This window comes from Brevibacillus sp. 1238, assembly GCF_029892995.1.
GTDB classification, from domain to species: domain Bacteria; phylum Bacillota; class Bacilli; order Brevibacillales; family Brevibacillaceae; genus Brevibacillus; species Brevibacillus parabrevis.
In genome coordinates, this window is record NZ_JARXWC010000001.1 from 193,256 (window position 1) to 215,974 (window position 22,719).

Below are 22,719 nucleotides of genomic sequence, written 5' to 3' on the forward strand. Positions count from 1 at the left end.
TAAAATATAATGACAACTTTACTTTCTAGTGTTTTTGGTGAAAAATGGTATTTATAAGGGCTGTGAAAGGAGGGGTATGAATGTCGGCTATTGGGGTGCCAGGAATCATAATCCTGATCCTATTTATAGCAGCAATTGTAGCTTTGATTGTGAAACTGAACCGTCCCAAGTAATAAGTAACGGATTACTTTAACAAAAAAAGAATGCTGCACGTAGAAAGTTACGCCAGCATTCTTTTTGTTATTTTTCGTTCCTATACAATGTTTAGCTGATTGTTACGTTTCTCGATAGTGTGAAGAAGTCGCAGTCTAGTAAGATCCCGGGAAGATCGAACCTGTATGTGGCGCTGCTGCCTGACCAGGCGCGTTCAACTGACGAACTTCTTGCACGTTGGTTCCGGCGAAGCCAGGAGAGAAAATCGATTGTGCCCCAAGGCCGATCGAAGGCTGGTGTTGCTGATATTGCTGCGGCTGGTTGTAGTTTGCCTGCATGCCATACCCGCCTTGCGCGGTTGGGGAAGCATGGCCGCCTTGGTTGAGCTGACGCACTTCCTGAACGTTTGTATTCGCGAATCCAGGAGAGAAGATGCTGCCTGTCAGCGCAGGAGGATAGGAAGTTTGTGCAGCATAGTGCTGCTGACCTGTGTAGCCAGCGTATCCCGGTTGATTTTGCTGGCGCACTTCCTGCGCGTTTGTTCCGGCAAAACCGGGAGAGAAAATCGAATTGATGCCGGCGCCGTACGATTGCTGGTACGCAGGCTGAGCCGGAATGTAGCCTCCCGATTGGTGCATGATGGATTGCAATGCCTGGTTTTGTCCATAGCCTTGCTGTTGCTGACCATAAGCTTGTTGCTGGTTGTAGCCTTGTGCTTGCGGAGCCTGATAGCTGTGGTTCAGCTGTCTGACCTCCTGTGCGTTTGTACCCGCGAAGCCTGGAGAGAAAATGGACTGTCCTTGGCCGATACCGCCGCCCGCAGGCATGCCGTATGTAGGAGTCCCGATCGATTGGGCATGTCCACCGTGATTCCAGTGTTGTACCTCCTGAACGTTTGTTCCGGCGTACCCTGGTTGAAGCATAGCCCCTGCTGGAGTCATCGCTCCGAGAAATTGTTGTTGTCCAGATTGCATTTGATTTTGGTTGTTTGTGTAGGTCATGGGTAAGACCACCTCCACGAGGTATTTTTACCAAGGTGGTTTTACTCATGCACGAATCGATGAAGCAAAAGAATTCGCATTAGGAAGAAAAAACATGCCGGACCATCAGCCGGCATGTTCCTGTAAATCGGTGAGAGTCCAATGGCCATAGGCGAGCCAAAGCGTAGGTTTGCCCGCTGGCCCGATGCTCGCTTTGACAGGCTCAAAGCCCAACGTTCGGAAAAAGGAAAGACTTGCCTCATTATCCAGACCTACGCGCACATACAGTTTGGGCAGACACTGACAGATGTGTTCCGTCAGTGCCTTGCCGATTCCGCGATGGCGGTAGCGCTTATCTACAACCAGGAAGGAATGACCCAGTCCACAGCGAGAAACAGCGAACAGTCCGACTACGTGCTTCCCGTTCATGGCAAGAGCGACACTGGTTTCCTGTTTGGAAAGCATCTTGGGGGTCAGGCGCGCGAGCCATTCGATTGCGTGCTGGGTGATGCGCCGCTCCCCTTCCTGACGGGCAAATCTCACCAAGGTTGCCTGAGATTCGGCCAGTGCTTGTGGAGGCAGGAGTACGTATTTCAACGATTTTATCATGGCGATTACCCTGCGGCGGCTTCACGCCCGTTTTGCAATCGCGACACGTACTGAGCGTAGTGGATGAGGTTGGACAAAGACAATCGCCTGATGGAAGGCTCATCGAACTTCTCCGGTTTGGCATTGGCTTCAAAAAACCACAGACTGCCGTCTTCTGTCAGGCCGAGGTCCATTGACATTTCCGCCAGATCCGGGATTTCCTCATTCAAAGCGCGGGCGATGGCAAGTGCTGTCTCGTGAATCGAGTTTTCCATCTTTTCCGGATCTGCCTTGAACAAAGACTGGAGAACGGAAGACAAAGAGTGGATGGAGCCGCCGCGAGGCACGTGCGTAGTAATGCTTTGCGACCCGGAACGCCGGATGCCGACCCCGGTTACGCCCCATTCGCCTTTGCCGTCTTTTTGCACCAGCACCCGAACGTCAAACGGCTTGCCGTTGAAGCGTGCCCTGCGTATCCCCTGCTGCATGATGTACCGCTGCTGCCGCACATGGCTCTTCACATGCTTCCATAAATCGTCCAGATTGGAAAAACGGCGCGTGACGGCCTTTTGTTCCTTCAGCCGCTGAAGACGCCAGCCGTCATTTTTGTATTCAATGCGCATGATTCCTTCTCCGGCTTTGCCGCGCACGGGCTTGAGGTACACAAAGCGATGCTCGTTGCAAAAGCCTTTGAAGCGGGCGAGCGTATCGAGCTTTTTCGTCTCCGGCAAATAGGTCTGCACCTCAGGGTGTTTTTTCAGCATGGAGAAAAGCTCTTGCTTGTCAAAAAAGCAACGGTTGAACAAGGTGACGTTAGGCAGTTCGTCGATGCGGGCCAAAGCTTTTTTGACGTCGGGCCGCTGCTCGGCTTTGCGGGTTGGGATGCGGTTGTAGACGACATGCGGGAAAGGAAGGATGACTTCTTGCCACAAATTTTGCTTTTGGTTGTACAAATAGCCGCGAACCTTCTTTTTCTCCCAGTTGATGCCTTGGGGAGTGAAGACGTACACGAGTGCGCCCCATCGCTTGCCGGATTGTGAGATGTCTTTGAAGTTTTCGCGATTTCCCACAAAGGCCGTGCCTTCACCAACGGTCAAAATGCCGATGAGCGGACCTAGCTTCAGTGACTCGCTGTTGATCATTTTCCAGTTGATTCTCGTTCGAAAACGTCCTGGCTGCATCGCCGGCAAGCCGGTGTACACCCGTTTGTGATGAGAAAAGGGGCCGAGGCTTGCGAATAACTTTTTTTGCGACCGCTTGCCTAGAGCTTGCCGAGGTAGCTGTATGAACCATTTGCCGCTTGGGAGGATGGTCAGCCACCCGGAGCGCTGCTGAAGCATGGGTGTTCCTCCTTCCTGAAAAACGGTGCTAGTTGCATGCGCCTAGAAATTGGCCAAATAACAACTGTAGTCGACGAGAAGCTTGCGGGATTCCTGGTCTGCCTGCCTCAGTCTGGAATGCTTGAAGATGGAGCGTCCCGGCTTGGAGTTAGCTTCGAACATCCAGACATGGCCGTGGATGTCGATTCCCATGTCCAGACCGAGTTCGCCAAGGTCGATTCCTTTTGCCTGCTCAATCGCGGTAGCGAGGCGGATGGATGCTTCGCTGACCCGCTCGGACATCAATTCTTTTTGTTTCCCGTACAGATGGTGCAGCAATTCGTCGCCAGGGATGACGGTGCCGCCTGTGCGCACGTGTGTCGTCACGCTGCCGGAACCGGCTACTTTGGCGGCCGTGCAGGACACGACCCATTCGTTTTGCTGGTTTTTATGCAAATGGACGCGGAAATCAAACGGGCGTCCGTGGAATGTTTTGAGCGGGATGCCTTGCTGCGCCAAATAACCGCCTACGCGACGGCTGCGGAACACATGCTGGTACAGACTGGACAGCTTGGAAAACTGCCGTTTCACATTTCCGCTGCCGTTGTGGTAAGAAGCGGTATAGCCGCCGCCGGATTGTCTGACGACCTTCACGATGCCGTAACCGAGGCTGCCGTTTTTCGGCTTCAAATAGACGATCGGATACTTGCGCAGCAAATTGCGCACAGTGGTGAGGGACGGGGAGGTGTACGTTTCCGGGATATGCTCATTGACTTCCGGGTTCGGATAGAGCAATTGGTGAACTCCCCACTTGTTGAAAAAGCCCTGGTTGAACATCGGCATGTTCGGGTAGCTGGCGAGCTTGTATTTGAACTCCCTGACAGCTTCATGCTTCTCCGCTGAACGGGAAGGGATTCGGTCGTAGACCACATCCGGCATGGCTGTGACCATCTTTTTCCAGAAGTATCCGCCTGTTTTGCCCTTGCGCAAAAACCAGGCATTGACGGTATTCGTGCTCCAGTCCACGTCGTGCGGGGAGAAGATGTAGTAAAAGACGCCTTTTCCTTCCTGAGCTTGTAGCAGCTTGTAGAAAAAAGAGGTGCGCGGGCCGATTGGCTGCCGCGAGTCCCTGCGGATTCCTGTGGTGACAATCCCGATAGCCGGACCGATGCGCAGCGCCGAGTCTTCTTGCTTGAGCTGGATCAAGCCGCCGTGAGGAATGCCAAGCTCGGATTGCAACAGCGTCGTCACCTTGATGACGTTTGCTTCCGGATTCCGCTTGTCTTGCAGTACGGTTGCGACGACTTCCTTTTTGCCCAGCATGACCTTGATTTTTTGCCGATGGCGCAGCTGTAGCTTGGAGAAGAGATTAGTCGGCAGGATGATCCCGCTGACACGGGGATTGGAAAGGAAGCGGAGTCGCATTCTGAACGTTTCCATGCTTAGTAACCTCCTACGCGCTCTTTCATGAGATAGTGGGCGTATCGAACGGGCTGGGTAATCGAGTGACGTTTGGCGATCGGGTCGTCAATCAAGCGAAAGACAGTCCTGCCGGGCCTGCTGTTGACTTCGATAATCCAGACGTTTCCGGATGTATCAATCCCGACATCGATTCCCAGCTCCACCAGTCTGCCGTGGCACTCCTCCAAAAAGCGTGGCAATTTTTCTGCCACCTGATTGATGGTCGTCTCGATTTTGGAGTGGACGGCAGGCTTGAAATGACGAGATAGGAAAGCGGAGAGCGGCTGTGCTTTACCGCCTCCGTGCAGGTTGGAGGTGATACTTCGCTTGTCGCCCAAGCGGACCGCCTTGCCGGTTGTCTCCCAATCACCCTGCCCGTTTTTTTGCACGAGCACCCTCACATCAAAAGGGGTGCCGTCCGGTGTGTGCAGCTTCAGATAGGGCTGTACAAGGAACTTGCGACCAGAAGTGAACGAGGCGATAAAAGTTTTCAATCCGGCGGAGTCGCGGATCAGTCTGCGGAACGGCTGGTTCTCCCGGTTCCGCCCTGTGGCCTCGTAGCCGCTTTTGGTTTCCTTGATGCGCACGACGCCGATTCCATGCGTTCCCGCCATTGGCTTGATGACGACGGCGCCGTATTGTTGCAGCATGTCGTTCACCGTGGCGAGCGATAAAATTTCGGTCGGCGGCAACAGGGAAGCCAACTGCGGCGATTGGGTCAGCATCTGGTGCACCTGCCACTTGCCGGACAGGCCATGCCCCAAAAATGTAATGTTGCGATCGTTTTGCAACTTTTCCACAAATGGTTTATAGTGGCGATAAGATGGGCCAACGAAGCACCGATCGTAGATCAAGGCGGGGAGCGGGAAAGTGTTCGGCTGCCATGATCCGTTGCGGTACTCGAAGCCTCTTACGGTTCGCGAGGAAAAGTTGACCTGACGCGGCGAGAACACGAAGACACGCATCCCGTGCTTGCGTCCGTAAAGCGTCAGCTTTTTGTAATAGCCTTTGTCTACAAAGTGGGAGCCTTGGCAGCGCGTCATGATGCCAAGACTTCGCTCGTCTGCTCTCATGTGGGTCACCTTCGCCTGTTTTTCTTGCTCTTCGGTTTTCCTGCTGCCGTTCTGGTTTTAGTTTTGGCTGACCGGGGAAAACCACTGATGTATGATGCGTATTCCAGCATGCGTACGACGGAAGGCCGGGCGCGGCGGGGCGGTTCTTCCACGCCTTCAGGCAAAGGAACGGTATTGGCCGTTTTGGACGGCTTGCTGTTAACCTCCAATAGCCATACTTGCCCGCGGACATCGACGCCGAGATCGACACCAAATTCAGCGTAATGGCCGGGCAGCGCCTCTTCGAGCAAGACAGACAGCTTCAACGCCACAGCTTTTAGTGTGGCTGGGGATGGGCGAACCGAACTGGCCCAAGGCCCACAGGCACGCAGAGCCTGGAGGGGCGTCATCATCTGGCCGCCTCTGGATATATTGGAAACGATGCGATTCAATCCCAAACGGGCAACCATAGATGTAACGGCCCATTCGCCTGCCCGGTTTTTTTGCACCAATACACGAAAATCAGTCGGCCGTCCGTGAAGGCCGATCAATGGTAAACCTTGTTGCAGCAAATAAGGTTTGCCTTTTGTCTGTTTGCTCAAATATTGATGCAAGCCCGTTATGCTGGAAAATGTTTTGCCAAACCCGCCCGGGCGAGCGAGCTGATATCCCTCCTGCGTTCGGCGCAGCCGGATAATCCCTCGACCCATGCTGCCGTTTGCCGGCTTTGCATAAACCGTCCGGTGCTCGGACAGCATCGTCCGCAAATCTTCCAGACTTTGATAGCGAACCATGGCTGGAAGATGTTCGGAAGCACTCTCCTGATCTTGCAGAGCGGAATGCACGTGCCACTTGTTTAAAAAGTGTTCGTTGAAAAACGGAATGTTGGCGTCTTTGCACCGTTGCAACCAGTTGGCCATCTGCTCGCTGCGCTCCCGCTGGCGGGATACGAGCCGATTGTAAATACATTGGGGCAACGGCAAGACTCTTTGGCGCCACACTCCGCCCCGGCGAACAAGACCGCGCACGATCCCGGCATCCCAGTTGACGTCTTGTAGGCGGAATGCGCAGATAATCCCTCCGCGCTTGCGGCAAATATCGGCTACTTCGTTGAAAAAAGGGGACAATGGTCCAAACGGGGATTGCGGAAATTGGGCATTGTAAGAGGATACGAGAATCCCTACATACGGCCCGACAACAAGAGTTTGCTGATCTGCGTTGTAGCGCACAAGCATGGGCCCTCCTGTAGGCAGCCGGAGCGACTGGGCCAAGGCAGGCCGGATAAGCGTTTGGTTGCTGCGATCAATGCCGCTGATACGGGCGCGAACCGTTTTGCTTCCGAATTGGACAGTAGCTGTGGGCGAAGAAAGATTCCATTTGCGCATTTGCGCCTGGGGCAGGTAAAGGTCTACTTCCGTCTTTGGCTCGTATCCGACGACGATGGTTGGAACGTAAGACATGGCTATCCCCTTCCCATCAGGCATAAAGTTAGTCTATGGTATGAGTAGCCAAATCGTTTGGTGCCATGCAGAGAAGAAAGGTTGTTAGTATTTATGAACTTGTGGATAGTATTAGTGAATATCGGCGTAGGCTCTGTGATCGGCGGCGTTACGAACGAACTCGCCATCCGCATGCTGTTTCGACCGCTCAAGCCTTGGTATATCGGCAGTTGGAAGCTTCCGTTCACCCCGGGACTGATCCCGAGAAGGCGGGACGACATCGCGATACAAATGGGCAGATTAGTGGAGGAGCATTTGCTTACGACAGAAGGCGTCAGGCGGGCGCTGGCCCAGGGCGACCTGGAAAATACGCTGGCGGGCTGGATGAACAACCTGGCTGCGGACTGGATGGCGGATGAGCGTACGTTGCGCCAAACGCTGCAACGGGCAGTGCCCCAGCTTTTTACCGAGGACGGAGGATGGAGCGAAGCGGTACGCGTCCCTGTCCAGCAAAAATGGCATTCTTTTGTCCAGCAGTTGTTTACACAATATGAAGAAACAAAACTGCGCGATCTGCTTCCACAAGCAGGCATAGATCGCCTGGACGGGGCGGTGACTTCGGCGAGTCACCATATGTTGGGCCGGATTCGCGAGTATTTGTACTCCCCGCAAGGACAGCAAACGTTGCAAGGCATGGTCAAAGGCATGCTCGGCGGAGGCGGGGGCATGTTCGGTGGGCTGGTCGGCATGTTTCTTGGAGACGACAAGATCATTGGCAAAATTGTTCCGCATCTCGATGAGCTTTTGCAAAGCCCGGAGATGGCTGAGCGCTTGCAACAGTTTTTGCGCAAAGAGGCGGACAAGCTGCTGGATAAAACGGTCGGGGAACTGGTGGAGTGGCTCGGCCACGATCAGCTCGACGACTGGTCCCGCGCGCTTTTTGCGAGAATCGAAGCGCAGAGTTTGCAACTCGTGGATCAGCCTATGTCGCGCCTGACCGCGCCGATTCAGCAAACCGTCACAAACGATCTCGTTCCGCGCCTGGCGAAATGGATGGTAGAGTCTTTGCAGACAAACGTCGAGAAAATCTTTTCCCGTCTAGCGATTCGCGATATTGTTACGAGACAGGTGGAAGGCTTCCCGATCGAACGGATCGAAGAAATGGTGGTCGGCATCTCGGGAAAAGAGTTCCGGATGATTACGGTCCTCGGCTTTATTCTTGGCGGGATTATCGGACTGGTTCAGGGACTTTTGGCGAATTGGCTGGGATAGGAAAACTGAAACGAAACTGTAACGGCTCTGTAATAATCCTGTAATATTCCTTGGGTAAGATAAAAGCACGATGAAAACCCCCTTAATGATATACTTTCTGAGTTGGTAGCTTGAAAAAAGCTACCCTTTTTTTTTGTCGCGCCTTCGGGTATATTGGTCGAAGGAGCGCACGTACATTGGAACGGGTGGGAGACCAGGAAGGGGGATTAGCAATATGGCAACGAAACATGAACAAATCTTGCAACATATTGATCGCCTTCCGATCGGTTCGAAGATTTCCGTGCGGCAGATCGCCAAAGACCTGGATGTGAGTGAGGGTACGGCCTACCGCGCAATCAAGGAAGCGGAAACACAAGGATACGTCAGTACGATCGAACGTGTCGGCACAGTGAGAATCGAGAAGAAGCACAAAGAAAACATAGAGCGGCTGACTTTCGCGGAAGTGGTGAACATCGTCGACGGCCATGTGCTTGGCGGACGGGAAGGGCTGCACAAGACGCTGAACAAATTCGTCATCGGTGCGATGCAGCTGGAAGCGATGATGCGCTATATCGACGCGGGCAGTCTATTAATTGTAGGAAACCGTTATCAGGCGCACAAAATTGCCTTGCAGCAAGGAGCGGCCGTTCTGATCACGGGCGGCTTCGATACGAGCGAGGAAATCAAGCAGTTGGCGGATCGTTTGGCTTTGCCGATCATTTCGTCGAGCTACGACTCGTTTACGGTAGCATCGATGATCAACCGGGCCATCTACGACCGTTTGATCAAAAAAGAAATCGTCATGGTCGAGGATGTGCTAAAGCCGCTGGCTGAAACGCCCGTGCTGCTGCCGTCCGACACAGTCGCCAAATGGCACCAGTACACGGAGCTGTATCAAGATACGCGCTTTCCGGTTGTCGATGAGCAAATGCGGCTCATCGGGATCGTGACTTCGAAAGATATTATCGGCCACGAGGAGACGGCGACGATCGACAAGGTCATGACGAAAAATCCGATCACGACCTCGCCGCGCGTGTCTGTCGCTTCGTCGGCGCACATGATGGTGTGGGAAGGGATCGAGCTGTTGCCGGTCGTGGACAATTATCGCAAGCTGGTAGGCGTGCTGAGCCGCAACGACGTGTTGAAGGCGCTCCAGTTTACGGCGAAGCAGCCGCAGATGAGTGAAACATTTCCGAACCTGATCATGTCGCATTTCCGCGAGGAGCGTCAGGCAGACGAGCTGATTTACTTGGGCGACGTCACGCCGCAGATGACGAATCACCTGGGAACGATCGCCAGTGGCATCATGACGACAGTGATGGTCGAAGCGGCCTGTAACTTGCTGCGTCAGCATCGCCGCGGCGACATGGTGCCGGAAAATATTACGGTGTACTTTTTGAAGCCGGTGCAGATGGAGAGCCACATACAGGTGCAGCCGCGACTTTTGGACATCAGCCGCCGCTTCGGTAAGGTCGAGGTGTCGGTTTACCACGGCGAGCAGCTTGTGGGGCAGGCTATGATTACGGCGCAGATTATTGATCGGTAATAGTGGATCGTTGGTGAGGGCAGTCTCTTTGGGGGGCTGCTCTTTTTTTGTTTTTTGCTTGGGGAAGTGGCCGCAGTGCAGGGCTTCGCGAGCCGTGGCGTCTTTCCCGTCCGCCTGATTGACAAACCAAACAAAAATAATCTATCATCTAATTAGAAAAATATCTAATTAGATTTTGGAGTTCATTCCCGCGAAGAAAGGAGCATCTCTTTTGCAACTCGATAAACTCGTCACCTTTTACAAAGCGCTCGGCGACCCGACTCGCGTGCGGATTTTGGCGATGTTGGCAAATGGACCGCTGCACGGGCAGGCGCTGGCAGGGAAGCTCGGAGTGACGCCGCCGACGATTACACACCATATGGCGAAGCTGCGCGATGCAGGAATCGTCTACGAGCGGCGTGACAAAAACACGATTTACTTTTATTTGCACGAAGCGAACATGAAGCGGCAAACCCAGGCGATTTTGAATGTGTTGGAACGGGCGAAAGGTACGATGGAGGAAGACCTTTTTGCAGATGAGGAAACCAAAACGATCCAGGAGCAGAGGAGGTCCCAGATGGCAGCGGATCAGATGCACGTAATCAAAAGCTTCCTGACCCCCGACGGCAAGCTCAAGCAGATTCCGGCCCAGCGCAAGAAAAAGCTGATCGTGTTCGAATACATGGTGCGGGGGCTGGAGTTTGGCCGCAAATACAAGGAACAGGAAATCAATGACTACATCCGCCAGTTTCACGACGATTACGCGACGATTCGCCGCGAATTTGTCATGAACCACTATATGTACCGCGAAGAGGGCATCTACGAGCTGAATCCGGAAGAGATGTGGGCCAAGGCAGAAGAATTGCGCTAACAGGAAAATGATTCCTTTTGGTAAAAATATAAAAAAAGACAACCGTCGGCACTGCGCTCAGGTTGTCGGAAACAATAGAATGTCACACAAACTGATTATAGCGAGAACTAATTGCGTTTAGCCATGGCAAACGATTGGGAAAACAGGAAAAGTATTTCAGCATGCTGCTTCTTCGCTTAATTCCAATTCACTTTTGATATTTTCCATTTAAGAGCCGCAGAGATGAAATACAGGATGGAAGCAATAAAAAATAGAGTAAACATATCTCCGGTCATCAATAAGTAAAGACTTAAAGGTAAGGAAATCACAAAAGAAATAATGATCAGCGGTTGTTTAAGGAACGAGGTAAGTAAACCGAATATCGCGGGAAGTAACAAACAAAGTGCAGTAAAGACAGAAACAGTTGGTTTGTTGTAAAGCAAAAAGTACCAAAGAATCATGGTTCCAACAGAAGCAAGCAAACCACATATCAGCGACAGGCTGAACATAAAATTGAATTTCACGTTGGTCACCCTCTTTCAAAAACGCACGATTTTCCCATTTAGTGAAGGGCTCGCGTATTCGACGTGAGAAGGAACGTGTTGCTGGCAAAAAGCAGCAGCACAAGCGATGCAGAACTGGTAGCAAGCTGCTCGCCTGTTGTTCTCGGCTTCGCTTCACATAGGCCCCCATACAGAAAAAAGCATGTGGAACAATCGCTCTGTTCTCATGCTTTTTTAGCTCTCAGCTGCCTTTTTTCAATTCTGCCTGCCAGGCGCTGCGATAGTGCAAAAAGTTGCGGGTTCCCAGGTACAGGTTCAGCACACCGACGATCAGCATGATGATCGCGACCACGATGCGGATCGTATCGAGCGTATCAAACGTAAACTGGTTAAGCCCGAACAAAGATACGAGAATGCCGAGTGCGATGTTCATTTTGCCCAGCGTCATTCTGGATTCCAGCGGGTGGATGCCTCTTCTGCGTGCGTGGATGCTGAAGTAGACGCTGGCTACAAGTGAAGCGAGAACGCCGGTCAAATAAAAGGCCGACCACATAGATGGCTTCATCCTTTCCAACAAATCTGGTATTATCCTACCAAATCAAAGCAAGAAAGGTCAAATTCAAACAAGAACGTTCGTTCTTGTTTCCCCACGATCCTCTTACTTTCGGTATAATGATAGAGAGAAAGCTACTACACGATTCGAGTCGTAAACAGGAGAGGAAGGAACCAGATGACCTCCTTTGTCCATTTGCATGTTCATACGGAGTACAGCCTGCTAGACGGAGCGGCGCGGATTGATGCGCTGGTGGAGCGTGCCAAAGAGCTGGGCATGACTGCGCTGGCGATTACGGATCACGCCAATCTGTATGGCGCTGTCCCTTTTTATAAAGCATGTACAGAAAACCAGATCAAGCCGATTATCGGGATGGAATTGTACGTGATCGAAGGAAATTTGCAAGATCGCGTGCGCAATGCGCCTCCCCCGAGCCATTTGATCGTGCTTGCCGAAAATGAGGCGGGCTATCGCAATCTGTTGAAGCTCGCCACGATCGCCAATACGGATGGAAACTACATGATTCCCCGCCTGAACAAAGAAGTGCTGGTCCGGCATGCGGAAGGGTTGATCGCCCTTAGCGGCTGCCAGCAGGGCGAGGTTGCGCAGCTTTTGCTGGCTGGCGAAGCCGAGGCAGCGAAAGAAGCAGCCTTGTGGCACCTTCGCGTTTTTGGCGAGGCGAATTACTTTTTGGAGCTGGCTGACCACGGCCTGGAGAGCGAGCGCAGACTCAATGCCCGTCTGGTCAAGCTGAGCCAGGAGACGGGCATCCCGCTGGTCGTCACGAACAATGTGCACTACGTGAAGCAAAACGAGCATCGCCAGCACGATATTTTGCTCGCGATCAAAGAGGGCAAGACCATCGACGAGGAAAACCGCTTCCGCTACGAAACCGACCAATACTATTTGAAAAGCGAAGCAGAAATGGCCGCCGCCTTTTCTTACGTACCCGAAGCGCTTGCCAACACGGGAAAAATCGCGGACAGATGCAACCTCACATTGTCGTTTGGGGCGCACATTTTGCCGGAATTTCCCTTGCCGGAGGGCCGGGATTCGACGCAATATTTGCGTTCGCTATGCGAGCAAGGCTGCCGGGAGCGGTACAAGACAATCACGCCGGACATACAGGCGCGTCTCGATCACGAGCTGTCGATCATTACAGGCACGGGCTTTACCGATTACTTCCTGATCGTCTGGGACTTCATGCGCTACGCCCATCAGCACGGGATTCCGACCGGACCAGGGCGGGGTTCTGCTGCCGGAAGCCTCGTCGCCTACGCATTGAAAATAACGAACGTAGACCCGCTTCATTTCAATCTGCTGTTTGAACGGTTTCTCAATCCGGAGCGGGTGACGATGCCCGATATCGATATCGACTTTTCCGTGGAGCGGCGCGACGAAGTCATCCATTACGTGGCGAAAAAATACGGTCACGACCGCGTGGCCCAGATTATTACGTTTGGAACGATGGCGGCTCGCGCTGCGGTGCGCGACGTAGGCCGGGCACTCGGCCTGTCCGTCGGGATCGTCGACCGGGTAGCGAAAATGATTCCGCAATCTCCCGGCATGACGATTGACCGTGCCATGAAGCTCATTCCGGACATCGGCAAGCTGTGCCAGGAAAACAGACAGGCCGCCCTTTTGATCGAGACAGCAAAAGGCGTGGAAGGTTTGCCGCGCCATGCTTCGACACATGCGGCGGGCGTCGTGATCTCGCGGGAGCCGCTGACCAGCTATGTTCCGTTGCAGACGGGCAGCGAAGGCTTGGCACTGACGCAGTATCCGATGGAGGTGCTGGAGGAAGTCGGTCTGTTGAAAATGGATTTTCTCGGCTTGCGCAACTTGACGATCATTCAGGAGACACTTCGTCATCTGCATGAACAGGGGATTGCGATTGAGCTGGAGAGCATTCCGACGGATGATCCGAATACGTTCCGCATGTTGTCGCGCGGCGAGACGACAGGGGTATTCCAGCTGGAGTCCGGCGGGATGCGCAACGTGCTCCGCGACCTGAAGCCGACCAGTCTGGACGATATTATCGCTGTGCTGGCCTTGTATCGGCCGGGACCGATGGAAATTATCCCGCAGTACATCGCCGCCAAGCACGGCCAGAGCGCTGTGCATTACGCGCATCCGGTGCTTGAGCCGATCTTGCGCGAGACGCACGGCTTCATGATCTACCAGGAGCAAATTATGCAAATCTCGTCTACGCTCGCTGGCTTCAGTTTGGGTGAGGCAGACATTTTGCGCCGGGCGGTCGGAAAGAAAAAACGCGAGCTGTTGGCCGAGCAGCGGGAAAAGTTCGTGGCTGGTTGCGTCCGTCAAGGCTACGGCGAAGAGCTTGGTCATCAAGTGTACGATCTGATCGTCCGCTTTGCCGATTACGGCTTCAATAAAGCGCACTCTGTCGCCTACGCGGTCATCGCCTACCAGATGGCGTATTTGAAAGCGACCTATCCGCTTGCTTTTATGGCAGCCCTTTTGTCGCTGTCGATCGGCTCGCAGACGAGAATCGCCGAGTACACGGAGGAGGCGCGGCGCCTGGGGCTTCGCGTGCTGGGGCCGGATGTCAACAAAAGCACGGCGTCCTTTGCAGTCGAACAAGATGCGATTCGTTTCGGGCTTGCTGCCGTCAAAAACGTCGGCTATGGAGCGATCGAATCGATTGTAAAAGAACGGGCTGTGCGTCCGTATCGGGACGTTTTCGATTTTTGCGCCAGAGTAGATGCGCGTCTCGTGAACAGACGAGTGGTAGAATCGCTGACGCTCTGCGGGGCGCTGGATTCGCTGCCTGGTCACCGCAGCCAGTTGCTGCTGCTTTTGGACGAGGCGGTCGGCAAGACGAATGCGAAGCGGATCGAGCGCGACGCGAATCAGCTCGACCTGTTTGCGGGAGAAGAACAAGCGGCGCCATTGCGCGAGCCGGCTGAATACCCGGAAGTGCCGCCGATGTCACGCGCCCAGCAGCTGAAAGAAGAACGGGAACTGATCGGCGTGTACATTTCCGGCCATCCGCTCGACCAGTATGCGCACGTGGCTGCCCGCCCCGAAGTGACGGCTATTTCGGCGCTCAGCGAGCTGGCCCGCGACAAAACGGTGAAAGTGTTCGGAATGATTACGGAAGAAAAGCGCATCCAGACGAAAAAGGGCGACCCGATGGCGTTTTTGGTGCTGGAGGACAAAACCGCGCAGGTGGAGCTGGTCGTCTTTCCGCAAGTGTTTGCCAAGTACGGCGACTTGCTCGGCAAAGAGCGGATGGTCGTAGCCGAAGCGCGGGTGGATCATCAGGATGACATGGTGAAGCTGCTCGCATCGCGCTTTTGGGATGCCGAGACACTGCAAGCGCCGACCGCCGAGACGGTGTTGTTTGTCAAAATTTCCGCCCAGCAGGAGCACGATTCGACACTGCAACGTTTGCAACGGCTGTTTGTCGAAAAAAAAGGAACGATTCCTGTGATTCTGTTTTACGAGGGAAAAAGACAGACAATTCGCCTGCCGGAGGACATTCGGGTCGAGGTGGACGAGTCATTTTTGGAGCAAGCGCGAGATATTGTGGGACGTGACAGCGTAATTCAGAAAGAATTGCCCATAAATTGGGGAGGATGAGGAATGTCCTCCCTTTTTCGCCGTTTTCGGCAGGTTTACAGGATAACAGGTTTTGCTATATATTGAATTCATAACTCGTTAAGTGGTCAGACCACTTAGGGCTTTCAAGCAATAAAGAGGCTGTTCAGGCAATCATAGAAAGACTATCGTGAAATGGAGTGGTAATGGATGTCTAGTTTGAGAGAGGAAGCGCTGGAACTTCACCGAAAAAATAAAGGGAAGCTGGAGGCAGTGACCAAGGTTCCCGTTCGCAATGCTCGCGATCTGAGCCTTGCTTATTCTCCTGGTGTTGCTGAGCCTTGCAAAGACATTTTTGACGACAAATCCAAAGTTTACGAATACACCATGAAGGGCAACCTCGTTGCAGTCGTGAGCGATGGTACCGCTGTTCTCGGTCTCGGCAACATCGGACCGGAAGCCGCTATGCCGGTGATGGAAGGAAAAGCTGTACTGTTCAAATCGTTCGCAGGCGTGGACGCATTCCCGATCTGCCTGAACACGACTGATGTAGACAAAATCGTAGAAACTGTGAAGCTGCTCGAACCGACTTTTGGCGGTGTTAACCTTGAAGATATCGCAGCTCCGGCATGCTTCGAGGTAGAAGAGCGCCTGAAGCGCGAAACAAACATTCCGATTTTCCACGACGATCAGCACGGTACAGCAATCGTAACGGCTGCGGGCCTGATCAACGCCCTGCGCGTGGTTGACAAAAAGCTCGAAGATATCCGCGTGGTAGCGAACGGTGCGGGCGCTGCTGGTATCGCGATCATGAAACTTTTGATTTCCATGGGCGTAAAAGAAGTGATCATGGTTGATACAAAAGGAATCGTGTACGAAGGCCGTCAATTCGGGATGAACCCGGTAAAAGAAGAGATGGCGAAAATCACGAACCGCAGCAAGCTGCAAGGCGATCTCGCTGACGCGATGAAAGGCGCTGACGTCTTCATCGGCGTATCGGTAGCAGGCGCGGTAACTCCTGACATGGTTCGCTCCATGAACCGCGATGCGATCATCTTCGCGATGGCGAACCCGACTCCGGAAATCATGCCGAGCGAGGCGAAAGAAGCAGGGGCAGCCGTAGTCGGTACAGGCCGTTCCGACTTCCCGAACCAGGTGAACAACGTACTTGCCTTCCCGGGCATTTTCCGTGGGGCGCTCGATACGCGCGCGACTGAAATCAACGAGGACATGAAGCTGGCAGCCGTGTACGCAATCGCGGACCTGATCACGCCAGAAGAGCTTTCCGCAGAAAAAGTCATCCCTGCTCCGTTTGATCCGCGCGTCGCTCCAAATGTGGCGGCAGCCGTAGCCAAAGCAGCGATGGAGAGCGGCGTTGCCCGCATCACTGTCGATCCGGAAGCAGTAAAAGAGAAAACAGCCAGTCTGGCAGCCATTTCCTATCAGCAAGTGTAAGGAAGTGCAGTCAAACACCCTCCACGAGCATCTGTATCAGACGTGAATATGTGGGGGGTGCTTCACTTCACCAGTAGCAGCCATTAAGGGGGATCATTGTGCTCGACTCGACTCAAGATCGAAAGGTTTACGAAGGCATACTCCTGCAATTGCATGCAATCATTCAGGAGCAAAACTTACGGCCTGGCGACAAGCTTCCGTCGGAGCGAGAGTTGTCTGAGCAATTAGGGGCTGGTCGCTCCTCTGTACGCGAAGCCCTCCGTGCGCTGGAGCTGCTCGGGCTCATCGAGACGCGCCGCGGGGAAGGCACTTTCCTCAAGCATTATCGGCACAACCGACTGATCGATATTCTTGGCTTTTTTATCCTACGGGATACGAAAACCAAGAAGGACTTGATCGAAATGCGCAAGATGCTGGAGATCGATGCTGTCCGTCTCGCCTGTAGACGGGCCACGCCCAAGCATTTCGAGGAAATGGAACGGATTCTCGCGATCGCACAAGAGCGGGTAGAGAGAGGCGAGGTTCCTACAGAAGAAGACTACCAGTTCCACCGCGTGATTTGCCGATCCAGCCGCAACTCCATTTTGCACCGCATCTGGACGCCTTTGGTAGAGTACAGCAACAGTGTGCGGATTGAATCGTTGTCGCGGGAAGGCAGGGCGCGCATGGCATTGGAGGAGCATCGCGAGATCATGGAAGCGATTCGCGAAGGCGATGTCACTGTCGCGGTTGAGAGAATGAGGCACCACTTGGAGAACAGCAAGCTCTAGATTTTACTCCTATTTGCGAGGGGCGCTGGCGCTGTGATATGATGATGCAGACCTGTATTGGACGATGAAGGAGGAAGCCAGCATGTGGACGGTCATCTACATCGCTCCTAGCGCTAGAATAGCTGAACGGATACAGCAACGTTTGACAGATGAAGGATTTTTGGTCAAGGTTCGCGAGGCGAGAGTTTCGAAGCAATACGAGATTCTTGTGCCCGAAGGCGAACTGAACGAAGTCCGGGATGTACTCGGCTCGATCCTTCACTGATGAGAAAGGTGGGGTGTACCTGTGCTAAAAGATCTTTTTGGGAAAAAGCGCAAATTTGCCACTGTCCCTTCCGAGACGCTGGCACGTGTCCCTGCTTCCACCGACGCTAGCAAGGAAGCGGGTACGAAGGAGAAGGAAGTCCCTGAGGGATTGATGAATAAATGCCCACATTGTGAGACGATCCACTACTCGAAGGATTTGGAAAAAAACTTGCGCGTATGCAAAGGCTGCCAGTTTCACTATTCCATGTCCGCGCCAGAGCGGTTGCAATCCCTTTTGGATGAAGGTGTCCTGACAGAGGAGTTTGACGCGAACCTGATCGCGTCCAATCCGCTCGGGTTCCCTGACTATCTGGAAAAGCTGGAGCAGGATATGGCAAACACGAATTTGAACGAAGCGATCATCACTGGCGAGGGCTTGCTCGGCGGCAACCGCATCGTGATCGGGGTTATGGATTCCCGCTTCCGCATGGCCAGCATGGGCTCGGTTGTCGGGGAAAAAATTACGCGTGCAATTGAGCAAGCGATCGAACGGCGTCTGCCTTTCATCCTGTTCTCCGCATCCGGCGGTGCGCGCATGCAGGAAGGCGTACTGAGTCTGATGCAGATGGCGAAGACCAGTGCCGCTTTGTCCAGACTGGACCGCGAGCGCTTGCTGTTCGTTTCGGTCATGACGAATCCTACATATGGCGGTGTATCTGCAAGCTTCTCTTCCCTTGGCGACTACAATATCGCAGAACCGGGAGCCATGATCGGCTTTGCGGGACGTCGCGTCATTGAGCAAACGATTCGCCAGGAGCTGCCAAAAGACTTCCAGACTGCGGAGTTTTTGCTGAAAAACGGTCAGCTCGACATGGTCGTACATCGCAAGGACATGCGTCAAACGCTGTCCAAACTGGTAGAGATGCACACGTCACGGGAAGGAGTGGAAATATGGCAGGCGAACTCCCCTTTGAAAAGCCATTAGTAGAATTGCAAGACAAGATTAAGGAATTGCGCCGCTTTACCGAAGAAAAAGGCATTGATTTCTCCGACGAAGTAAAGCGTCTGGAGCAAAAGGCAAAAGAGCTTGCCGAACAAATTTATGGCAACTTGACGCCGTGGCAGCGCGTCCAACTGGCCCGTCACCCGGAAAGACCAACGACTTTGGACTATATTCAACTTCTTTTTACTGATTTTATAGAAGTACACGGGGACAGGTTGTACGGGGATGACCATTCGATCGTGGGCGGCATCGCCAAGCTGGACGGTCGTCCGGTGACTGTGATCGGCCATCAAAAAGGCAAAGACACCAAGGACAACATCAAGCGCAATTTCGGGATGGCGCATCCTGAAGGGTACAGAAAAGCTCTGCGCATCATGCAGCAGGCCGACAAATTCGGACGTCCGATTATTTGTTTCATCAACACATCGGGAGCGTATCCGGGTAAAGCGGCAGAAGAGCGCGGCCAGAGCGAAGCGATTGCTCGCAACTTGCGGGAAATGGCTACTTTTCGCGTGCCGATTATTTGTATCGTCATCGGCGAAGGCGGCAGCGGCGGTGCGCTGGCGATCAGCGTCGGCAATCGCATCTATATGCTGGAGAATTCCTATTACTCCGTGATTGCACCGGAGAGCGCGGCGGCCATTTTGTGGAGAGATTCCAGCCTTGGCATGCGCGCAGCGGAGTCGATGAAAATTACGGCTCCTGATTTGCTCGCGCTCGGCGTGATCGACGGCATCATTGACGAGCCGTTCGGCGGGGCGCATCGAGACTTGATTGCGCAGGCAACAGCGGTCAAGACGGTGATTGCCGAGCAATTGGAACAGTTGGGTCGTTTGAGCCCGGATGAACTGATACAGGACCGATATGAGAAGTTCAAACGAATCGGCGAATACGCCTCCCTGTAAGTCACAGGGGGCGTTTTTTGTGCGGTAAAAAGACTGAGTCTATTGATGGACGATCGTATAGTTTGAACACAGACCGCAATAAAATCATGGCACAGCCAAGTTTTCTTATCTTTTTTTGGCACGGAAAATCTGCTACAATCGATTTCGAACAAGCGAGTTATCAGAGCTTTCAAAAAGTATGGCACATTTCTGTTCTGTGTATAACAGATATACGAAATGGAGTAATACAGCATGTTTCATAGTCGTTATGGTACATACTGTTTCCGTTTCATGACATGCTAAAGACGAAATGGATTGGAGAGGTGGATTCCATGCAAAAGCTTGCGGTTCTGACCAGCGGAGGAGATTCGCCCGGCATGAACGCCGCGGTGCGTGCGGCAGTTCGTCGTGCTGCTTACCACGGAGTGCAAATGTACGGGGTGTATCACGGCTACGAAGGTCTGATGAATGGCGATATCCAGGAAATGACACTGGGCTCCGTTGGGGACATTATCCAGCGAGGAGGAACCATCCTTTACTCTGCCCGCAGCCAAGCCTTCAGAACAGAGGAAGGGCAGCAAAAAGCAGTGGAGCAGCTGCGCAAATTCGGGATTGAAGGGCTGATCGTCATCGGTGGAGACGGGTCGTTCCGCGGCGCACAGAAGCTGACGGAAAAAGGCTTCCCGACCATCGGCGTGCCGGGAACGATTGATAACGACATTCCGTGCACCGATTTTACGATTGGGTTCGATACCGCTCTGAATACGATTGTGGAAGCGATCGATAAAATTCGCGACACGGCAACTTCTCATGAGCGCACCTACATTATCGAAGTAATGGGCCGGGACGCAGGCGATTTGGCACTGTGGGCAGGACTTGCTGCTGGGGCCGAGTCGATTATCATCCCGGAAGAATCCCAAGACATGAGCGATATTATAGAACGCCTGCATGCCGGACAGCGCCGTGGCAAAAAGCATTCCATCATTATAGTGGCGGAAGGCGTAGGCAGCGCTGCTTCGTACGCGGAAGCCATCACCAAGGAAACAGGCTGGGAGACGCGTGTGACCGTGCTTGGGCACATTCAGCGCGGAGGCTCACCTACCGCGATGGACCGCATGCTGGCGAGCCGGATGGGAGCAGCCGCAGTCGACTTGCTCCTGGAAGGCAAAAAAGACCGGATGGTTGGCATCCAGAACAACACAATCGTCGACGTCGATTTCAATGAAGCATTGTCCCAGAAACACCAACTGGATTTATCCGTATATCAACTGGCGCGCACACTGTCTATTTGATCAGGCAAAGCCTGGGTAGCAGTGTATAGAGGAGGCATAATTCCTATGTTAAGGAAAGCAAAAATCGTGTGTACAATCGGACCGGCGAGTGAGTCCGTTGAAACGTTGAAAAAGCTGATTCATGCGGGGATGAACGTAGCCCGTCTGAACTTTTCCCACGGAAGCCATGAAGAGCACGCAGCGCGGATCGTGAACATTCGTCGTGCGTCCGAAGAGACAGGCAAGCCGGTGGCGATTCTTTTGGATACAAAAGGGCCGGAAATTCGCACAGGCACGCTTGCTACAGATTCGGTCGAGCTGGAAGAAGGCAAGACGCTGATTTTGACGACAGAAGAACTGGCAGGAACGGCAGAGAAAGTTTCGATCACTTATTCGGAACTGCCTCAGGATGTCAATCCGGGCGACACGATTTTGATTGATGACGGCCTGATCGGGCTGACGGTTCTGGAAGTGCAAGGCAACGAGATCGTTTGCCAAATCAAAAACGGCGGAACGCTGAAAAGCAAAAAAGGCGTCAACGTGCCAGGCGTCAAAATCAATTTGCCGGGAATTACGGAAAAGGACGCACAAGATATCGAGTTCGGGATTGCGCAGCAAGTCGATTTCATTGCGGCTTCTTTTGTCCGCAAGGCGAGCGACATTCTCGAAATCCGCCAGATTTTGGAGCGCCACAACGTGCGCATTGACATCATCGCGAAGATCGAAAACCAGGAAGGCGTCGACAATGTCGATGAAATCCTCGTCGTAACAGACGGCATCATGGTAGCGCGTGGCGACCTCGGCGTGGAAATACCTGCTGAGGAAGTGCCGCTCGTCCAGAAAAAGCTGATCAAAAAATGCAACGAGCTGGCCAAACCTGTCATCACGGCGACGCAAATGCTCGATTCCATGCAGCGCAACCCTCGTCCTACTCGCGCAGAAGCAAGCGACGTAGCCAATGCGATTTTTGACGGCACAGACGCGATCATGCTGTCCGGTGAGACGGCTGCGGGCAAATATCCGGTAGAATCGGTCGAAACGATGGACCGCATCGCGGTACGAGCAGAGCAAGAGCTTAACTACCGTGAGATTTTGTATGCGCAAGCGCAGCTCAAGCAAGTGACGATTACCGATGCGATTAGCCAGGCTGTCTCCAATGCAGCGCTCGATCTCGATGCGACAGCGATCATTACGGCGACAGAGAGCGGACATACAGCGCGCATGGTATCCAAATTCCGTCCGAAAGCTCCCATCGTAGCGGTCACACCGCACGAAGCTGTCATTCGCCGACTGGCGCTCGTAAACGGCGTATATCCGGTCAAAGGCGTGCTGGCAAACACAACCGATGAGATGCTGGAGATGTCTGTCCAGGAAGCAATCGACGCAGGCTTCGTGCGTCACGGCGACCTCGTAGTCATTACCGCGGGTGTGCCTGTGCGTGAAGTAGGGACAACCAACCTCATGAAGATTCACGTGATCGGCGATGTCGTGGCAAAAGGCCAAGGCATCGGTCGCAAAGTCGTGACGAGCAAAGTCGTCATCGCCCGTTCGGCAGAAGAAGCGCTGCAAAAAGTAGAAGACGGCGTGATCCTGGTGACGATCGGAACGGACTCGGACATGATTGAAGCGTTCAGCAAGGCAGGAGCGGTCATTTGCGAAGAGGGCGGGCTGACATCCCATGCAGCGATCGTCGGGCTCAATTTGGGCGTCCCAGTGATCGTAGGCGTGCAGTTTGCCACCGACTTGCTGAAGGAAGGCCAAATCGTTACGGTTGACTCCGAGCGTGGGCATATTTATTCAGGGCAGACGCGGGTTCTGTAGGTCATCAGACTCATTTTTATAGCAAAAGCAC

19 protein-coding genes are annotated in these 22,719 nt (G+C 53.4%); 11 read left to right on the forward strand and 8 right to left on the reverse strand.

Going from position 1 to position 22,719, the window contains the following annotated elements; genetic code table 11:
* Positions 1-308 precede the first annotated feature (308 nt).
* From M2298_RS00895 to M2298_RS00920, 6 genes are all read right to left on the reverse strand, one after another.
* Positions 309-1,154 (reverse strand): hypothetical protein, encoded by an 846-nt coding sequence (locus M2298_RS00895; protein ID WP_173596092.1) that lies wholly within the window; start codon positions 1,152-1,154, stop codon positions 309-311.
* Between the two features lie 105 nt (positions 1,155-1,259).
* Positions 1,260-1,742 (reverse strand): GNAT family N-acetyltransferase, encoded by a 483-nt coding sequence (locus M2298_RS00900; RefSeq protein ID WP_122962892.1) that lies wholly within the window; start codon positions 1,740-1,742, stop codon positions 1,260-1,262.
* Positions 1,743-1,747: 5 nt separating this feature from the next.
* Complete coding sequence (locus M2298_RS00905; protein WP_173596093.1) at positions 1,748-3,061, reverse strand: YheC/YheD family endospore coat-associated protein; 1,314 nt, start codon at positions 3,059-3,061, stop codon at positions 1,748-1,750.
* 42 nt (positions 3,062-3,103) lie between these two features.
* Positions 3,104-4,480, reverse strand: a complete 1,377-nt coding sequence (locus tag M2298_RS00910; protein ID WP_122962894.1) for a YheC/YheD family endospore coat-associated protein — start codon at positions 4,478-4,480, stop codon at positions 3,104-3,106.
* 2 nt (positions 4,481-4,482) lie between these two features.
* Positions 4,483-5,574, reverse strand: coding sequence for a YheC/YheD family endospore coat-associated protein (locus M2298_RS00915; protein ID WP_122962895.1), 1,092 nt, complete (start codon positions 5,572-5,574; stop codon positions 4,483-4,485).
* A 5-nt stretch (positions 5,575-5,579) separates the two neighbouring features.
* Complete coding sequence (locus tag M2298_RS00920; RefSeq protein WP_122962896.1) at positions 5,580-7,013, reverse strand: YheC/YheD family endospore coat-associated protein; 1,434 nt, start codon at positions 7,011-7,013, stop codon at positions 5,580-5,582.
* Positions 7,014-7,106: 93 nt separating this feature from the next.
* Here M2298_RS00920 and M2298_RS00925 point away from each other — a divergent pair, with 93 nt between their 5' ends.
* From M2298_RS00925 to M2298_RS00935, 3 genes are all read left to right on the forward strand, one after another.
* Complete coding sequence (locus M2298_RS00925) at positions 7,107-8,264, forward strand: DUF445 domain-containing protein (protein ID WP_122962897.1); 1,158 nt, start codon at positions 7,107-7,109, stop codon at positions 8,262-8,264.
* A gap of 214 nt (positions 8,265-8,478) precedes the next feature.
* Positions 8,479-9,789 carry a DRTGG domain-containing protein gene (locus tag M2298_RS00930; RefSeq protein ID WP_063229161.1) on the forward strand — a complete coding sequence of 437 codons (1,311 nt, stop codon included), beginning with the start codon at positions 8,479-8,481 and terminating at the stop codon, positions 9,787-9,789.
* A gap of 211 nt (positions 9,790-10,000) precedes the next feature.
* The gene (locus M2298_RS00935) at positions 10,001-10,639 is read left to right on the forward strand and encodes a DUF2087 domain-containing protein (protein WP_122962898.1); all 639 of its coding nucleotides are present in this window, start codon (positions 10,001-10,003) and stop codon (positions 10,637-10,639) included.
* A gap of 176 nt (positions 10,640-10,815) precedes the next feature.
* On the opposite strand, the gene M2298_RS00940 is transcribed toward M2298_RS00935, so the two are convergent.
* Positions 10,816-11,142 (reverse strand): hypothetical protein, encoded by a 327-nt coding sequence (locus M2298_RS00940; protein WP_122962899.1) that lies wholly within the window; start codon positions 11,140-11,142, stop codon positions 10,816-10,818.
* Positions 11,143-11,362: 220 nt separating this feature from the next.
* Positions 11,363-11,674, reverse strand: a complete 312-nt coding sequence (locus tag M2298_RS00945) for a YtpI family protein (RefSeq protein WP_173596094.1) — start codon at positions 11,672-11,674, stop codon at positions 11,363-11,365.
* 177 nt (positions 11,675-11,851) lie between these two features.
* Here M2298_RS00945 and M2298_RS00950 point away from each other — a divergent pair, with 177 nt between their 5' ends.
* From M2298_RS00950 to pyk, 8 genes are all read left to right on the forward strand, one after another.
* The gene (locus M2298_RS00950; protein WP_173596095.1) at positions 11,852-15,280 is read left to right on the forward strand and encodes a DNA polymerase III subunit alpha; all 3,429 of its coding nucleotides are present in this window, start codon (positions 11,852-11,854) and stop codon (positions 15,278-15,280) included.
* 168 nt (positions 15,281-15,448) lie between these two features.
* Positions 15,449-16,693 carry an NADP-dependent malic enzyme gene (gene ystJ / locus M2298_RS00955; protein ID WP_122962902.1) on the forward strand — a complete coding sequence of 415 codons (1,245 nt, stop codon included), beginning with the start codon at positions 15,449-15,451 and terminating at the stop codon, positions 16,691-16,693.
* Between the two features lie 98 nt (positions 16,694-16,791).
* Entirely contained in the window at positions 16,792-17,463 is a 672-nt protein-coding gene (locus tag M2298_RS00960; RefSeq protein WP_122962903.1) for a FadR/GntR family transcriptional regulator, read from the forward strand.
* A gap of 82 nt (positions 17,464-17,545) precedes the next feature.
* Positions 17,546-17,728, forward strand: a complete 183-nt coding sequence (locus M2298_RS00965; protein WP_122962904.1) for a glutamate decarboxylase — start codon at positions 17,546-17,548, stop codon at positions 17,726-17,728.
* A 21-nt stretch (positions 17,729-17,749) separates the two neighbouring features.
* The gene (gene accD, locus M2298_RS00970; protein ID WP_280648104.1) at positions 17,750-18,694 is read left to right on the forward strand and encodes an acetyl-CoA carboxylase, carboxyltransferase subunit beta; all 945 of its coding nucleotides are present in this window, start codon (positions 17,750-17,752) and stop codon (positions 18,692-18,694) included.
* A complete protein-coding gene (gene accA / locus M2298_RS00975) occupies positions 18,661-19,617 on the forward strand; it encodes an acetyl-CoA carboxylase carboxyl transferase subunit alpha (RefSeq protein WP_063229170.1) in 957 nt (318 codons plus the stop codon). The genes accD and accA overlap by 34 nt, the downstream gene beginning before the upstream one ends.
* Positions 19,618-19,928: 311 nt before the next feature.
* Positions 19,929-20,888 carry a 6-phosphofructokinase gene (pfkA, locus tag M2298_RS00980; protein WP_122962906.1) on the forward strand — a complete coding sequence of 320 codons (960 nt, stop codon included), beginning with the start codon at positions 19,929-19,931 and terminating at the stop codon, positions 20,886-20,888.
* Between the two features lie 45 nt (positions 20,889-20,933).
* Positions 20,934-22,688, forward strand: a complete 1,755-nt coding sequence (gene pyk, locus M2298_RS00985; RefSeq protein WP_122962907.1) for a pyruvate kinase — start codon at positions 20,934-20,936, stop codon at positions 22,686-22,688.
* The last annotated feature ends 31 nt before the right edge of the window (positions 22,689-22,719 follow it).

Coding starts and splice junctions, on each gene's coding strand:
- M2298_RS00950 (WP_173596095.1), top strand. CDS start 11,852: ATGACCTCCTTTGTCCATTTGCATGTTCATACGGAGTACAGCCTGCTA.
- pyk (WP_122962907.1), top strand. CDS start 20,934: ATGTTAAGGAAAGCAAAAATCGTGTGTACAATCGGACCGGCGAGTGAG.
- M2298_RS00910 (WP_122962894.1), bottom strand. CDS start 4,480: ATGGAAACGTTCAGAATGCGACTCCGCTTCCTTTCCAATCCCCGTGTC.
- ystJ (WP_122962902.1), top strand. CDS start 15,449: ATGTCTAGTTTGAGAGAGGAAGCGCTGGAACTTCACCGAAAAAATAAA.
- pfkA (WP_122962906.1), top strand. CDS start 19,929: ATGCAAAAGCTTGCGGTTCTGACCAGCGGAGGAGATTCGCCCGGCATG.
- M2298_RS00945 (WP_173596094.1), bottom strand. CDS start 11,674: ATGTGGTCGGCCTTTTATTTGACCGGCGTTCTCGCTTCACTTGTAGCC.
- M2298_RS00900 (WP_122962892.1), bottom strand. CDS start 1,742: ATGATAAAATCGTTGAAATACGTACTCCTGCCTCCACAAGCACTGGCC.
- accA (WP_063229170.1), top strand. CDS start 18,661: ATGGCAGGCGAACTCCCCTTTGAAAAGCCATTAGTAGAATTGCAAGAC.
- M2298_RS00930 (WP_063229161.1), top strand. CDS start 8,479: ATGGCAACGAAACATGAACAAATCTTGCAACATATTGATCGCCTTCCG.
- M2298_RS00905 (WP_173596093.1), bottom strand. CDS start 3,061: ATGCTTCAGCAGCGCTCCGGGTGGCTGACCATCCTCCCAAGCGGCAAA.
- M2298_RS00925 (WP_122962897.1), top strand. CDS start 7,107: ATGAACTTGTGGATAGTATTAGTGAATATCGGCGTAGGCTCTGTGATC.
- M2298_RS00895 (WP_173596092.1), bottom strand. CDS start 1,154: ATGACCTACACAAACAACCAAAATCAAATGCAATCTGGACAACAACAA.
- M2298_RS00920 (WP_122962896.1), bottom strand. CDS start 7,013: ATGTCTTACGTTCCAACCATCGTCGTCGGATACGAGCCAAAGACGGAA.
- M2298_RS00965 (WP_122962904.1), top strand. CDS start 17,546: ATGTGGACGGTCATCTACATCGCTCCTAGCGCTAGAATAGCTGAACGG.
- M2298_RS00915 (WP_122962895.1), bottom strand. CDS start 5,574: ATGAGAGCAGACGAGCGAAGTCTTGGCATCATGACGCGCTGCCAAGGC.